The sequence below is a fragment of the Lacticaseibacillus daqingensis genome, assembly GCF_003946115.1.
GTDB classification, from domain to species: Bacteria; Bacillota; Bacilli; order Lactobacillales; family Lactobacillaceae; genus Lacticaseibacillus; species Lacticaseibacillus daqingensis.
On the sequence record NZ_RHOH01000002.1, the window covers coordinates 310774 to 325231 of the forward strand.

At 60.0% G+C, this 14458-nt stretch carries 12 protein-coding genes; 10 read left to right on the top strand and 2 right to left on the bottom strand.

Annotated elements, in window-relative coordinates; genetic code table 11:
- Positions 1–101: 101 nt before the first annotated feature.
- Positions 102–2027, bottom strand: a complete 1926-nt coding sequence (locus EKM88_RS03680; protein WP_125703241.1) for an acyltransferase family protein — start codon at positions 2025–2027, stop codon at positions 102–104.
- Positions 1990–2385, bottom strand: coding sequence for an MORN repeat-containing protein (locus EKM88_RS03685; protein ID WP_125703243.1), 396 nt, complete (start codon positions 2383–2385; stop codon positions 1990–1992). The genes EKM88_RS03680 and EKM88_RS03685 overlap by 38 nt, the downstream gene beginning before the upstream one ends.
- 251 nt (positions 2386–2636) lie before the next feature.
- Here EKM88_RS03685 and obgE point away from each other — a divergent pair, with 251 nt between their 5' ends.
- From obgE to EKM88_RS03735, 10 genes are all read left to right on the top strand, one after another.
- Positions 2637–3926: a GTPase ObgE gene (gene obgE / locus EKM88_RS03690; protein WP_125703245.1), complete on the top strand. Its 1290-nt coding sequence runs from the start codon at positions 2637–2639 to the stop codon at positions 3924–3926.
- A gap of 34 nt (positions 3927–3960) precedes the next feature.
- Positions 3961–5880, top strand: a complete 1920-nt coding sequence (locus EKM88_RS03695) for an acyltransferase family protein (protein WP_125703247.1) — start codon at positions 3961–3963, stop codon at positions 5878–5880.
- A 127-nt stretch (positions 5881–6007) separates the two neighbouring features.
- Positions 6008–6937 carry a ribonuclease Z gene (rnz, locus tag EKM88_RS03700; protein ID WP_125703249.1) on the top strand — a complete coding sequence of 310 codons (930 nt, stop codon included), beginning with the start codon at positions 6008–6010 and terminating at the stop codon, positions 6935–6937.
- 13 nt (positions 6938–6950) lie between these two features.
- Positions 6951–7739, top strand: a complete 789-nt coding sequence (locus EKM88_RS03705) for an SDR family NAD(P)-dependent oxidoreductase (protein ID WP_125703251.1) — start codon at positions 6951–6953, stop codon at positions 7737–7739.
- 9 nt (positions 7740–7748) lie between these two features.
- Positions 7749–8117, top strand: a complete 369-nt coding sequence (locus tag EKM88_RS03710) for a LapA family protein (protein WP_125703253.1) — start codon at positions 7749–7751, stop codon at positions 8115–8117.
- Between the two features lie 161 nt (positions 8118–8278).
- On the top strand, positions 8279–10879 hold the full coding sequence (gene clpB / locus EKM88_RS03715; protein ID WP_125703256.1) for an ATP-dependent chaperone ClpB: 2601 nt from the start codon (positions 8279–8281) through the stop codon (positions 10877–10879).
- Positions 10880–11043: 164 nt separating this feature from the next.
- Entirely contained in the window at positions 11044–11229 is a 186-nt protein-coding gene (gene rpmF, locus EKM88_RS03720; protein ID WP_125703258.1) for a 50S ribosomal protein L32, read from the top strand.
- Positions 11230–11335: 106 nt separating this feature from the next.
- Positions 11336–11893 carry a DUF1836 domain-containing protein gene (locus EKM88_RS03725; RefSeq protein ID WP_125703260.1) on the top strand — a complete coding sequence of 186 codons (558 nt, stop codon included), beginning with the start codon at positions 11336–11338 and terminating at the stop codon, positions 11891–11893.
- A gap of 1 nt (position 11894) precedes the next feature.
- Entirely contained in the window at positions 11895–13442 is a 1548-nt protein-coding gene (locus tag EKM88_RS03730; protein ID WP_125703262.1) for a bifunctional metallophosphatase/5'-nucleotidase, read from the top strand.
- A gap of 113 nt (positions 13443–13555) precedes the next feature.
- The gene (locus EKM88_RS03735) at positions 13556–14392 is read left to right on the top strand and encodes a hypothetical protein (protein ID WP_225418427.1); all 837 of its coding nucleotides are present in this window, start codon (positions 13556–13558) and stop codon (positions 14390–14392) included.
- Positions 14393–14458 lie beyond the last annotated feature (66 nt).

Genomic DNA, 14458 nt, shown 5'->3' on the forward strand with positions numbered 1-14458 from the left:
CGCAAGGCCTCCCACAAAACCTAAGTTCGGGTTTTGCAGGAGGCCTTGCGTATATTCTGGGCTAAAACCGCTTTTCGTCTCAGCCTCATTTTTGTCGGTGGTTATTTCTTGGCGGGTTTCTTGGCCGCTTCGATCAGGGCCTGATTGATGACCTGAGCGTACAAGACATCACCGTCATCGTGGCCGCCGAAGTGAACGCCATCGGTACCTTGGAATACATGCGGGTGTTGCGGCGCAATTTTGCCCCAGTCTGCGATGGTGAGCCACTTGTAGCTGGCGGGCAGGGTGCGCTCCAACTCGCCCAGCTTGGTGGAGTTCCAAGTCGGCCCGGCCTGACCATTGTACGGGGTCATCAACACGAGCTTGTGGCCGGGGGCGAGATCATTGAGCACTTTGTTGAGCTGTTCGGCGTAATCGTCTAGCGCGTTCGTGCCGATGCAAATGACGACGAATTCGCGCAACGTATTCGCTTTTTGTTGCGCCATCATGACATCGTAGGCGAGGTTCATTGTGCGCTCGCCGGCGGCATCAATGCTTGAATCCGCCACATGGGGGCCGAGGTAGCGCCTGGTGCCGAGTGTGACGGAATCGCCGATGATGGAGACCCCAGCGGGAATGTGATGCTTGGCCGCCGTGCTTTTGTGTGCGTAGGCGCGGTAATCCGTGACGGTAGGGGCCGTGGTTTGCGTCACGGCTTTGGGCTTGGGTTGGTGGACCGCCATGACGGCTCGGTCGGCATCGTAAAGCTGATCTTGGTCCTGATACAAGCTACCGATCCAGAGCGTTTGCTCGAGGTGTGACATGGTGGGGGCCGCGTGCACGCGCCAGACTGTCGTCAGGCTTAACACGGCCGCCAGTGTGAGCACGGCCGGCGCAATTTGAGGCCAGGTGACCAGGCGGGCAAACAGATGCCCCTTGCGGCCGGCCAGTGTGGGCTCGATCAGATAGTAAGACAAGGCGGAGAACAAAAGGCCCAGCCCCACCGTCGCGATGACGGCCAGTGTGTGGGGCATGGTGTGGGCAAATACCACGTACAGTGGCCAATGGTACAGGTAGAGGCTGTAGGAGGTGTCCGCGAGAAAACTGACGACTTTTGGCTCGCGCAACGTCTTAGTGTGATCGTGGAGAATCCGGGCGGCCAGGATCATGAGGCAGGCTAGTAGGACGGCGGCAAGCATGCCGAAGCGGTAGGTGATTAGCTGGTCGAACTTCAGGGTCAAGCCTAAGCCGAGTAACCCCAGCGCGCTGATCCCCATTACCAAGGCCGCGGTCGAAGCGGTCCACCGGGCACTGAAGCGCGTGAAGGCGGCCGGCTGCGTGTTGATCCCGGTCAGCGTGGCCAGAAACGCGCCGATGAAGAATGGAAATGAATGCGTCACCGTCGCGAAGTACACCGGCGAAAATTCGTGCAAACCGTTGGCCCGGATCACTAGGGTCAGGTAGCTTGCAATGCTCAGAATGAGGGCGAACAAGGCGATGCTGCTGCGGAAGGAGGCCGCTTGGGCACTGCGCCGACCGCCGAAGTGGCGCACGCACTGGGAGAGGCCGAAGACCAGCACCCCCCAAATGAGGTAAAAGTGCATCTCAACGGCTAATGACCAGGTGTGCACGAACAGGTGGGGGATAAAATGCGTCTCGTAGCTCCCGCCTGTGTTGATTTCGAAGTAGTTCGTGACGAAGCCGAGGGCCGCCGCGATCTGCTTGCCAAGGCCGGTGATGAAATCGGGCCCCACCAGAAACGTGAACGGCACGACCAGTAAGACAGCCAAGACAAGCGGCGGGACGATCCGGTAGAAGCGGCGCTTGTAAAACGCCAACAGGGCGAAGTGGTCAGCGCGGACGAACTCGTCCACCATCAGGCTGGTGATCAGGAAGCCTGAAAAGGTGAAAAAAACGTCCACGCCGATGAACCCACCGGTAAAACTGGTCTGAAAGAAGTGATAAGTGAGCACCAGCACCAGCCCGGTGATGCGCACCAGACTGAACCACTTAATGCGTTGATGTGTGTGCTTGACGGTATTGCCCATTTGCAAATGTCCCCCGATATGTCTGATGCTTGGCGGTGGTCAAAACTCCCGCCCCTGAAACGGCGCCAGCCTTAAAGTGACCCTGGTATTGCCAGCCTGAGTGTGAGGTGAAGGTGCCTTCCCCGTTGAAGCGGCCAGCCTTGAAGTGCCCCGTGTAGCGATCCCCATTTTTGAAAGTGAGAGTGCCCGTGCCGCTGAACTGGTCCTTGAAGACCTGGCCCGTATACCGAATCTGTTGGTCGTCCAACGTGTACGCCGCAGTTTGCGGCGTTTGCGGTTTCAGTGCGGCCCAGGCAAATCTGCCGATCGTGAGCGTGCACAAAAGCTCGGCGAGTGCGCGTGAGTGCCAATGTGCCATGTTAGTTTCCCCCCTTAACCGACTAAAGAAGCTGTCGTGTCATGAGTAAATACTAGCCGAAATGGGGGATGAGTGAAAGGTAATAATTATCTTTTCATGGAAAAAGATTAATTTTCACGCCGGGTTCCGGGCACCGCGCATCCAGCGGTGAAAATTGGTATAATGATCGCAACAGTCGCGTTGCATTTTGCGCGCATGACCCGTACAATAGGAAGACTATGTTTTGACCCGAGTCAACCAAGGAGGACGCAATGTTTGTCGATCAAGTGACAGTAGAAGTACAGGCCGGTAAAGGCGGCGATGGGATGGTGGCGTTCCGGCACGAAAAGTTCGTGCCGTTCGGTGGCCCTGCCGGTGGTGACGGCGGTAAAGGGGGCTCGATCATCTTTTATGTGGATGCGGGCCTGCGCACCCTGATGGACTTTCGTTATCAGCGCCACTTCAAGGCGAAGGCGGGCGGTAACGGTCAGGGCAAGCAGATGTACGGGCGCGGGGCCGAAGACGTCCGGCTGGCGGTACCGGCCGGGACGACCGTTTTTGACGCGGATACCCATGAAGAGGTCGGGGACCTGACGCACCCCGGCGAGGAGCTGGTGGTGGCCCGCGGCGGCCGCGGCGGCCGCGGCAACGTCCATTTTGTCTCCCCTAAAAACACCGCACCGGAAATTGCCGAAAACGGGGAACCCGGCCAGCATCGGTTCGTTACCCTGGAGCTGAAGGTGCTGGCGGATGTCGGCCTCGTCGGTTTTCCGTCGGTGGGCAAGTCCACCCTGTTGTCTGTGGTCACCAAGGCAAAGCCCAAAATTGCGGCCTACCAGTTCACCACGCTGGTGCCGAATTTGGGGATGGTGCAGTTGGCAGACGGCACCGATTTTGTGATGGCGGATCTCCCGGGCTTGATCGAAGGCGCCAGCAATGGGGTCGGACTGGGCTTCCAGTTCCTGCGCCACGTTGAACGCACGCGGGTCATTCTTCATTTAGTGGAGATGGACCCGGACAACGGCCGTGATCCGCTGGAAGATTACCACCAGATTCGCACGGAGCTTGAGTCGTATGACCCGACCATTCTGTCGCGGCCGCAGCTGGTCGTGGCGACCAAGATGGACATGCCAGGGGCCCAGGAGCGCTTCGCGGCGTTCAAAGCGGCCGTGCTGGCCGAAGGAGTGGCCGAAGCTGACCTGTACGCGATCTCCAGCATTACGCACACCGGCGTGCAACAGCTGATGCAGGATACGGCCAAAGCCCTGGCGAGTGCGCCAGTCTTCACACCGAAGTCCAAGGCGCTGGATTCAGCGACCTACACCTTTGCGCCAAAGCCAGAAGAGGTTCAAGTGACGCGCGATGCGGACGGCACCTTTATTCTCGGTGGCGCTAAGGTCGAGCGGCTGTTCAAGATGGCCAACCTGGACCACGATGACGGCGCGATTCGGTTTGCCCGGCAACTGCGGAGCCTTGGTGTAGACGATGCGCTGCGGGAAGCCGGGGCGGAAACCGGGGACCTCGTGGCAATTGATGACTTCACCTTCGAGTTCGTGGAATAACTGACGCCAACCTTGGCGGCGGGAGGAAACTGACATGGCAAGTCAGACAACGACATCAAGGCGTTATATCGGCGGCTTTGATGGGCTGCGCACCCTCGGCGTGATCGGTGTGATCCTGTATCACCTGCGGCCGGAACTGTTTCGCGGCGGTTACCTTGGGGTGCTGATTTTTATGGTCATCTCGGGGTACCTGCTGACGGATGGTTTTTTGCGGGAGTACGCGCAGACCGGTCGCCTGTCGTTACGGGCATTTTGGGGCCGGCGGGTGCGCCGGCTATACCCGGCGCTTGTTGCGGTGCTGTTCGGTACCGGGGCGCTCATGGTCCTGTTTGCGCGCCAGTTGCTGGCAAACTTTCACAAGATCGTTTTGACCAACCTGACGTTCACCTACAACTGGTGGCAAATTGCCAATGGCCAGTCGTACTTTGATCGTTTTGCCAATAACGAGTCCCCGTTCACACACCTGTGGACGCTTTCGATCGAGGGGCAGTTTTACCTGCTCTGGCCGGTGCTGTTTCTGCTACTGATGCGCCGGGGGGGCAAGCGTACCCGGGCGCTGGGCGTTACGTTGGGGTTGGCGTTGGCCAGTGCCATCTGGATGGCGGTGCTCTGTGCGCTGCACCCTGCGGCCGATCCCAGTCGGCTTTATTATGGAACGGACACACGGGCGTTTGCCCTGTTGCTGGGGGCGGCACTGGCGTTTGTCTGGCCCAGCGACCGGCTGGCGGTGAACTTGAGTCGTTCTGCGCGGTGGTTTCTGGATGCGGCGGGCACGCTGGCGGCACTGGCACTGGTGTGGGGACTGCTGAGCCTGAATGCGCAGGGGGACGTCGTGTATGAAGGCGGGATGTTTGCCTTCACCTGTGCGACCACGGTGTTGGTTGCCGTGGTCGCTTCCCCCGCAACGTTGTGGGGGAAGCTGTTCACCAATCGCGCCTTTCACTGGGTGGGGGCGCGCAGTTACGGCATCTACCTGTACCAGTTTCCCGTCATGATCCTTTGGGAGGTGGGCGTGCGCAACGTTGCCGCCCATCCGGTGTTGTACCCCGTGATCGAGGTGGCGTTGATCCTGGCGATCAGTGCGCTGTCGTACCGCTTCTTGGAGCAACCCATCGCGCATCGGCAGTGGCATCTGCGCCCGGCACAGTGGACTTGGCCGCGGGTGACGGGCCGCGCAGTGCTCCTGATGGTGCTGGGGTTGGGGACGGTCGCACTGTTTCTCGCCCCCGGTGTCAAAGATCAGGCCAACGACAGTGCGGTTGCCAAAGCCTTACGTGCGAATGAAGCTACGGCGGCGGACGACAAGGCCAGCCTGGCGACGATCAAGCGGCGGATCGCGGCTGACCAGTCGAGTCGCGCGGCCAGCTCGAAGTCGGCGGCCAGTGCGGCGAGTCAGTCTTCGGCCGCAACGCTGCCTGAGGCCGTCAGCGCGTACACCGCCTATGGCATCGACACGGCGGCGTTGACGGTGGCCCAGGGCCTCACGGTGACTGCGGTGGGCGATTCCGTCATGCTAGATGCGAAGCCAACGCTGGCCGAACTGCTCCCGCACGCGTACATCGATGCCGGCATTTCCCGCCAGATGTATCAAGGGCTTGATCTGATCCAAGGCTACGCGCAAAGTGGTGCGCTGGCCAAAGTGGTTGTGATCGGCTCAGGGACGAACGGGGCGTTCACCACGAACCAACTGGATCAGGTGATGACCGCCGTGGGAACGGATCGCCAGGTGTTTTGGATCAACGCGCATGTGCCAACACGGCCGTGGCAAAACGCGGTGAATCAGTTGCTGGATACGGCGGCGAAGCGGTACAGTAACCTGACGATCATTGACTGGTGTGGCGTGGCCGATGCGCATGCGGAGTGGTTCTATGACGATCAGGTGCACATGAATCCGACCGGGAATAAGTACTACGCGGCGCTGGTGGTCAACCAAATCGTTCAGCACCTGAAGTGATCCCAAGGCGTCCGGCTTATGCCAGGGCGCCTTTGGTTTGGGCCGGGATGGTCCCAGCTGGGGGCGTAAATGTGGTACACTTAGCCGTAGTCTGCATGTTCGCATGCATAGTGAGGAAGAAACGCAAATGGAACTTTTATTTTTGGGCACCGGCGCGGGCTCGCCATCCAAAACGCGCAACGTTTCCAGTCTGGCGCTGAAACTGCTGGACGAACGCAATGAGGTCTGGTTGTTTGACTGCGGTGAAGGGACCCAACACCAAATTTTGCAAACCACCATTCGGCCCCGTAAGGTCACTAAGATCTTCTTGACTCACCTGCATGGGGATCACATCTTCGGCTTGCCGGGCTTCTTGGCGAGTCGGGCGAACCAAGGTGGCGAGGCGCCTCTGACCATTTATGGCCCAAGTGGGATCGAGCGCTTTGTGCGCACCAGCCTGCAGGTCACGCAGACCCGGTTACCGTACAAGTTGAACTTCGTGTTGCTGGAAACCCCCGGGGTCATCTTTGACGATGCGACGTTCCGCGTCAGCTTTGGTCACTTGACCCACCGCATCACCAGCCTGGGTTATCGCATCGAGGAAAAGGCGCACCCCGGCGAGCTGTTGATCGATAAGGTGCGGGCCGCGGGGATCCCTGCCGGCCCCTTGTACGCGCAGCTCAAGCGCGGTGAGGTCATCACCTTGCCAGACGGTCGCACATTTGCCGGGCAGGACTTCATTGGGGCCGCACAGCCGGGCCGAACCGTTGCGATTTTTGGCGACACCCGGGCGACCGACGAAACCCTCGCGTTGGCGAAGGATGCAACGGTGATGGTGCATGAGGCCACCTTTGGCCCGGACGAGGCGAAGCTGGCGCGCCAGTATTACCACGCCACCAACCTGCAGGCGGCCAAGCTGGCCAAGGCGGCCGGGGCACACCAGCTGCTGTTGAACCACATTTCGGCGCGCTATGTCGGGCGCGCGGTGATGCAGCTGCAGGCCAGTGCCCAGAAGATTTTTGCTAACACCCATGTGGTACGCGACCTCGAGGAGATCGTGATTCCATTCGTCAAGTAAAGGAGCGTGTGAAATGTCGAGTCTTGCGAATCAGATTGTCGTTGTCACAGGCGGCTCAAGTGGCCTCGGCCGGGCCATCGGGTTAACCGCCGCCAAGCGCGGTGCCACGGTGGTGTTCCTAGCGCGGCGTCAGGACAAACTGCTGGCGGCGCAGGCAGAAGCCACGGCACTGTCCGGGCAGCCCGCCTACGCGTACGTGTGTGACGTCGCCGATCCGGTGGCCATCGAGGCGGTTGTGGCGCGCATCGCGCGTGAGGTCGGGGCGGTCGACGTCTTGGTCAACGCGGCCGGGTTTGGCCATTTCGAGGATGCGCTGGCGACTTCGATGACTACCGTGGAGCGGATGATGCGCGTCAACGTGCTGGGCACGATGTACATGACGCAGCTGATTGGCCGGCAGATGGTGGCGCGCCGGCGCGGGCACATCATCAACATCGCCTCGATGGCGGGCAAAATGGCGACCCCGAAGTCGGCTGTCTACTCCGCCACCAAGTTTGCGGTAGTCGGGTACAGCAACGGGTTACGCCTGGAGCTCAAACCGTTTGGGGTCCGCGTGACCACCGTCTGCCCGGGCCCAATCGACACGGCTTTCTTCAGCGTGGCGGAGGCGAACGATTACCTCAAGCGCGTCAACTGGATCGTGCTGGATCCGGTCAAGCTTGCCGCGCGCATCGTGGACAGCTTCAACCACCCGGTGCGTGAGATCAACGCGCCGTGGCTGATGAGCGTGGGCGCGACCTTTTATACGTTGGCCCCACACGTGGGCGACTGGCTGGCTGGCGGTATCTTCAATCGAAAGTAGGGAAAGCCGATGAAAAATCAACAACGTTTAATTGTGGGGCTGGTCCTTGCCCTGATCGTTATTATCTTCGCTCTGCTGAACGGGCAACCGGTCGCGGTGAACTTCTTTGGCGCCGCATTTCAGTGGCCGCTGATCGTGGTGATCGTCGTGTGCCTGCTCCTTGGTGCACTGGTCACGTTGCTGGTCTCAACTGCAAGCCTCGCCAAGACGCACAAGCAACTCAAGGCTTTAGAAGCCGAGAACCAGCAGCTGACGCAGGCGCAAGAAGACGCAATTGCGACGGCAACGAAGCAGGCAAGCGAAGAAATTGCATCGCTCAAGGCGCAACTGGCGGCTAAGGCCGAGACTTCAGCACCAACGCCCGATGAATCTAAGTAACCCCAACGCCCGCCGGCCAACGGCGGGCGTTTTTACGGCTCGGTCCTGCGCCCGATTTTGGGAGCGCAGGCGACGTTGACCTTTACTGACCAAAGCCGACTTGGTAAGATGAAGCTAGCGGATCGGCAGGGTGACCTGCCGCTAGAAATGGAGGAATCAGGATGAATCCAGAGCAGTTTACTCAGGCCGTGAGCGATGCGCTTGGCGCGGCGCAACAGATCGCCAGTGTCCGGCATCACCAAGAGGTCGACATTCCGCACCTGCTGAAGGCGATGGTGCAACCCAATAGCTTTGCGACGTCACTGTTCAAGGAAGCTGGCGTGAACCTGGACGGGTTGACCGCGGCGATCGATCAGGCGCTTGAGGCCGAGCCGGTGGTAGAAGGTGCCGCTAGTTACGGCCAGAATTTGAGTCAGCCGCTGTATCAGCTGATCCAAGCGGCGGGGAAGGTGCAAGCGCAGCTGGGGGACACGTACATCGCCACCGAGGCGGTGCTTTTGGCCCTGTTTGACCAGCAGTACAACCCGATCACCAAGTTCCTGACCGCAAGCGGACTGACCCAAAAGCAGCTGGCGGCGGTGGTCGACAAGGTGCGCGGTGGGGCCAGGGTCACCTCAAAGACGGCGGAGAACACCTACCAAAGCCTCAAGAAGTACGGCACCGATCTGGTGAAGGCGGCGCGCAGTGGCAAGATGGACCCGATCATTGGGCGGGATGAGGAGATCCGCAACGTTATTCGGATTCTGTCGCGTAAGACCAAGAATAATCCGGTGCTGATCGGGGAGCCCGGGGTCGGCAAGACGGCCATCGTGGAGGGGCTGGCCCAGCGCATTGTGCGCCAGGATGTCCCCGACAACCTGAAAAATAAAACAATCATCAGCCTGGATATGGGCAGTCTGCTTGCCGGCGCCAAGTACCGTGGTGAGTTTGAGGAGCGGCTGAAGGCGGTCCTGAAGGAAGTTAAGGCGTCAGAAGGTCAAATCATTCTCTTCATTGATGAGATCCACACCATCGTGGGGGCCGGCAAGGCGGAAGGCGCGATGGACGCCGGCAACCTGCTCAAGCCAATGCTGGCACGCGGCGAGCTGCACCTGATCGGCGCCACAACGCTGGACGAGTACCGCGAGAACATCGAAAAAGATAAAGCCCTGGAGCGCCGCTTCCAGCGGGTGCTGGTGCAGGAGCCGACCGTGGCGGACACGATCTCGATCCTGCGCGGGCTCAAGGAGCGCTTTGAGCTGTTTCACGGCGTGCGCATTCACGACAACGCTCTGGTGGCCGCCGCCACGCTGTCGGATCGCTACATCACGGACCGCTTTCTGCCGGACAAGGCCATCGATCTGGTGGATGAGGCAAGTGCCAACATCAACGTTGAAATGAACTCCCGGCCCACTGAGCTTGATGTCGCCTTGCGCCGGCAGATGCAACTGGAAATCGAGGCGGCGGCACTGACCAAGGAAAGCGATCCCGCGTCGGCCAAGCGGCTGAGCCAACTGCAACAGGAGCTGGCCGACCTCAAAGAAGAAACCAGCCGACTGAAGGCGCAATGGGACGCAGAGAAGCACGATATCGCAACGTTGAACGAGAAGAAGGCGGCAATCGATCAGGCGAAGCACGCGCTGGAAGACGCGCAGGCTAAGTACGATCTGGAAACCGCCGCCCGCCTTCAGCATGGCACGATCCCTGCGCTGGAGAAGGAACTCAAGGACTTAGAGGCCAGTGAGCGGCCCGCGAGCTGGCTGGTGCAAGAAAGCGTGACAGAAAATGAGATCGCGGCCGTCATTTCCCGGCAAACCGGTATTCCGGTCGCCAAGCTCGTCGAAGGGGACCGCGAAAAGCTGATGCACCTCGCCGACCACTTGCACGAGCGGGTGATCGGCCAAGACGCGGCGGTCAGTGCAGTGGCCGATGCCGTGCTGCGGTCCCGCGCCGGTCTGCAGGACCCGAGCCGCCCGCTGGGAAGCTTCTTATTCCTCGGCCCGACTGGGGTGGGGAAAACTGAGCTGGCCAAGACGCTTGCCGCCTCGCTGTTTGACGCCGAAAAGCACATGGTGCGCCTGGATATGTCCGAGTACATGGACAAGATCAGCGTGTCGCGGTTGGTCGGGGCTGCGCCGGGCTACGTCGGGTACGAGGAAGGCGGCCAGCTGACCGAAGCGGTGCGTCGCAACCCGTACACCATTGTGTTGCTGGATGAGATCGAAAAGGCGCACCCCGATGTCTTCAACATCCTTCTGCAGGTGCTCGATGACGGGCGGCTGACGGACAGCCAGGGCCGGACGGTGGATTTTAAGAACACCATCATCATCATGACCTCCAACCTCGGCTCTGATGTCTTGCTGGATGGGGTAGCGGCTACCGGAACGGTCAGTGACACGGTGAAGGATCAGGTAATGCAACTGATCCGGGGGCACTTCAAGCCGGAGTTCCTGAACCGCATCGATGACATCATCCTTTTCAACCCGCTGCGCCTTGAAGATGTAGAACAGATCGCGGTCAAGGACCTCGACCGCCTTGGCGCGCGCCTGAGCCAGCAGGACATCACGCTGACCGTGACGCCGGCGGCCCAGGAGTGGCTGGCACACAAGGGCTATGAGCCGGCGTACGGCGCGCGGCCGTTGCAGCGTCTGATCACGACCGCGGTGGAAACGCCGCTGGCCAAGCAGCTGATCGCCGGCACCATCCTGCCGCAAAGCACCGTCACTATCGGCGTGACAGCCGGCCAGCTGACCTTCACGAGTGCCGCGAATCCGCCGGCCTGACAAAAATCTCCTGTTAAGGTCTTGCCTTGACGCCAGTTTTTTAGTAAGATAAGACGTGCTGTGGTAGTTCGCTACCCAAGGCATCGGACGCGGATTTTGCCTTGCAATTTCTGGGATGTCCGGTATAGTAGAAAAGAAATCTAAAACAAAGGGGTTTTCCGCTCATGGCAGTTCCAGCACGCAGAACTTCAAAAACCAAGAAGCGTATGCGCCGCGGTCACATCAAGTTGAATGTGCCTAACCTGCAATTCGACGCAACGACCGGCGAATACCGCGTATCTCACCACGTTTCTCCAAAGGGCTTCTACAAAGGCGCCCAAGTGGTCAAGAAGTCAGACGCTAACGCGTAACCCAGGTAGTCCTACACCATGTGTGGGGCTATTTGTTTGCCGCTGACCGGATTTGCTGGTTTCGAGGACCAGCTCTCGTGGTATACTGAGGGAAGGAGGGATCGTTATGGCTGAAGAAGAGATTTTTACCGCGTACCTGGCCCGCTTACAGCAGGCGCAATTGCCGCGTTGGACAGACTTGCCGCAGTTTGATCTGTATATGGATCAAGTCGTGCAGTTCGTCAACGAGATCATTACCCCGCTGGGGCTGGATGAGCTGACACCGACCATGGTCAACAACTATGTCAAAAAAGGGGTGATCACCAGCCCCATCAAGAAGAAGTACCACAAGGGGCAGATCGCCAACATTTTGGTCATTGCGATGCTCAAGCCGGTGTTTGCGCTGGACACGATCGCCAGCGGCATCGACTATCAGTTGCGCGGGCGCGAGAAGCAGCAGGCCTTTGACGCCTTCATACTCGCGTTCATCGGCGCGGTGCAGCAGGTGAACTCGGACTTCACGGGCACCGTTTTGATCAACAAGGTCAACAAGGCTGACACGACCAATATTCAAAATGCGATGGTCAATCTGGCCATCAACGCTGTGCTCCAAAAAATGCTGGTTGAGGCGATGACCCAGATGACGCGCCCAACCGCGATCCCAACCGCCAAGAAGAAGGATTAACATGCAACTCACACTACTTTCCACCAGTGACACCCACGGGTTTATCACCCCAACCAATTACGTGCAGCGCGACATGGATCTGCCGTTTTCGCTGAGCAAGGCCAAGACCGTTATCGACCAGTTGAAGCAGGCCGCCACCGGGCCGGTGTTGACGATCGAAAACGGCGACTTCCTTCAGGGGTCGCCGCTGGCGTATTACGCCGCGCGGGTGAAAACCCAGCCGGCGCTTGAAACGGCGGCCTACAACACGGTCGGCTATGATGCCGGGATCATCGGCAACCACGAGTTCAACTACGGCAGTGACTACCTCAAAGCCGCCATTGCCACGCTTGACTACCCCATTTTATGCGCGAACATTCTGGCGGCCGGTCAGCCTGCGTTCGGCCAGCCGTACCAGTTGTTCGTGCGCGCCGGCGTGACGGTGGCGGTGCTGGGGCTGACGACGGCTTACATCCCGCACTGGGAGGGTCACGCCAACATTGCGGGGCTGACCTTCGCGGATGTGGTCGAAACGGCCAAGCGGTGGGTGCCACGTCTGCATGAGCTCGCGGATGTCGTGGTGGTCGCGTACCACGGCGGCTTTGAGCGGGACCTTGAAACCGGCGCGCCAACAGAGGCGCTGACCGGCGAAAACGTGGCCTATGCGCTGACCCAGGTGCCCGGCGTGGACGCATTGATCACCGGCCACCAGCACCGGGAGCTGGCAGGCGTGGTGAACGGGGTGCCGGTCAATCAGCCGGGCTATCGCGGCGCCAACGTTGGCGTCATCACCCTGACGCTGGCGCGCGATGACCAAGGCGTGCACGTGACGGCGGCCACTGCGGCCTTGGCGGCGACCGCAGCCGCGTCAGCCACGCCAGCCGTTCTTAACACGGTAGCTGAGACCAGTGCCGCGGTGGAAGACTGGCTGGATGCGCCACTGGGCCGGGTGACTGGGGACATGACGATTCAGGACCCGGCAGCGGCCCGGTTGCGGGAGCATCCCTACATCGAATTCATCAATTGCGTTCAGCAGGCGGCCACCGGCACGGACATTGCGGGGACGGCGCTGTTCAATAACGAGGGGCGCGGCTTTGGGGCGCTGATCACAATGCGCGATGTCGTCACGAACTACATTTACCCCAATACCCTGGCCGTCATGGCGCTTTCCGGGGCCGACCTCAAGGCGGCCTTGGAGCAAGACGCTGAGTACTTCAGCCTGGATGACGCGGGTCAGCTGATGGTGACGCCGCGCTTTGCCGAACCTAAGCCCCAGCATTACAACTACGACATGTACGATGGCATCGACTACACGTTGGATATCACGCAACCGGTAGGCCAGCGCGTGACGCGCTTGGTGTATCACGGGGCACCGGTGAAGGCAACTGACCAGCTCGAAGTGACCGTCAATCAGTACCGGGCAGCGGGTGGGGGCAACTTTGCCATGTTTGACCCCAGCAAGGTGATCCGGGAGAACCAAAAGGATATGACCGAGCTGATCGCCGACTACCTGCGCGCCAATCCGGTGATCACGGCCACGACCGACGACAACTTTCGGGTGCAGGCCTAAATGTGACACTCAGTCACTTTTGCCTTGCCAAGGCGTTTCGGTGGCGCGTAGACTTGGGTTGCGTGATCGGTTCACGGAACCGGCGGAAAACCTAAGACAAGGATGTTGAACATATGAAACAGATTGGAAAGTTAACGCTGGCACTGGGCAGTCTTTTGATGCTGGCAGGGTGTGGCCAAAGCCTGACGACCGGCAAGACGACCTACAAGCAAACCGGCATGGTGGCCGTCATCAAGGGCACCGCTAAGGGGACTCAGCAGGTGCGGTATCAGGCGCCCGCCGCAACCGGGACGGTGAAGGTGAGCGGGGATAGTTTTGTGGTCAGCGTCCCAGTGGCGCCCAAGGCCCAGACAGTGACGCTGAAGGCAGGCGACCTGACCCACCGCGTGACGGTCCAGGCGGCCAAGTCGCTTGGCACCTATTCGGCGGTCGCGAAGGCCTACAACCAAGCCGTGGTGGCGATGGCGCTGCCGGCCGAAACACAGGCCCAGCTCAAGCAGGCGCAAAGCGTGGATATCAGCAAGCTGAGCCCAGCCGAGAAGCTTGCGGCCGCCCAGCAGCAGCAAGCGCTCGCTGCTGCCATGGCAACGGCGCAGAAACAGACGAAGGTCCAGCAGCTGCCGGCGTCCGTCACGGGGCTCAAGCAGGTCCTGAAATCTGCGGCGGGCACCGTGCGCTTGAACGTGCAGGCGGGTCAGTTGATGGGGATCACCGAGATCGTGCCGATCAAGGCCATGAAGACCAAAAAACTGCAGGCGCAGTTTGCCACCCAGTTTGGCCTGCTCGCCAACGCGGTGGGTGCGGACGCCAAGAAGGTCGGCACGGCCTTTCAAAAAGCCACGTCGGATAAGGACAGCAGCTCGACGACGATCGACACCATCACGAGCCACGGGGTAAAGTTCGACGTCGGCTTCTCCACGACGGCGCTGTACATTTACATCACGAAATAATTGAATAAGCGGCTAAAACCGCTTTTCGTCTCGTACTGTCCTAGAATCGTCGTGGCTCCTTGGGCC

Bases quoted from the DNA above. Each gene is read 5' to 3' on its own strand.
- EKM88_RS03730 (WP_125703262.1), top strand. From the start codon at position 11,895: ATGCAACTCACACTACTTTCCACCAGTGACACCCACGGGTTTATCACC.
- clpB (WP_125703256.1), top strand. From the start codon at position 8,279: ATGAATCCAGAGCAGTTTACTCAGGCCGTGAGCGATGCGCTTGGCGCG.
- rpmF (WP_125703258.1), top strand. From the start codon at position 11,044: ATGGCAGTTCCAGCACGCAGAACTTCAAAAACCAAGAAGCGTATGCGC.
- EKM88_RS03725 (WP_125703260.1), top strand. From the start codon at position 11,336: ATGGCTGAAGAAGAGATTTTTACCGCGTACCTGGCCCGCTTACAGCAG.
- EKM88_RS03710 (WP_125703253.1), top strand. From the start codon at position 7,749: ATGAAAAATCAACAACGTTTAATTGTGGGGCTGGTCCTTGCCCTGATC.
- EKM88_RS03735 (WP_225418427.1), top strand. From the start codon at position 13,556: ATGAAACAGATTGGAAAGTTAACGCTGGCACTGGGCAGTCTTTTGATG.
- rnz (WP_125703249.1), top strand. From the start codon at position 6,008: ATGGAACTTTTATTTTTGGGCACCGGCGCGGGCTCGCCATCCAAAACG.
- obgE (WP_125703245.1), top strand. From the start codon at position 2,637: ATGTTTGTCGATCAAGTGACAGTAGAAGTACAGGCCGGTAAAGGCGGC.
- EKM88_RS03680 (WP_125703241.1), bottom strand. From the start codon at position 2,027: ATGGGCAATACCGTCAAGCACACACATCAACGCATTAAGTGGTTCAGT.
- EKM88_RS03695 (WP_125703247.1), top strand. From the start codon at position 3,961: ATGGCAAGTCAGACAACGACATCAAGGCGTTATATCGGCGGCTTTGAT.
- EKM88_RS03685 (WP_125703243.1), bottom strand. From the start codon at position 2,385: ATGGCACATTGGCACTCACGCGCACTCGCCGAGCTTTTGTGCACGCTC.
- EKM88_RS03705 (WP_125703251.1), top strand. From the start codon at position 6,951: ATGTCGAGTCTTGCGAATCAGATTGTCGTTGTCACAGGCGGCTCAAGT.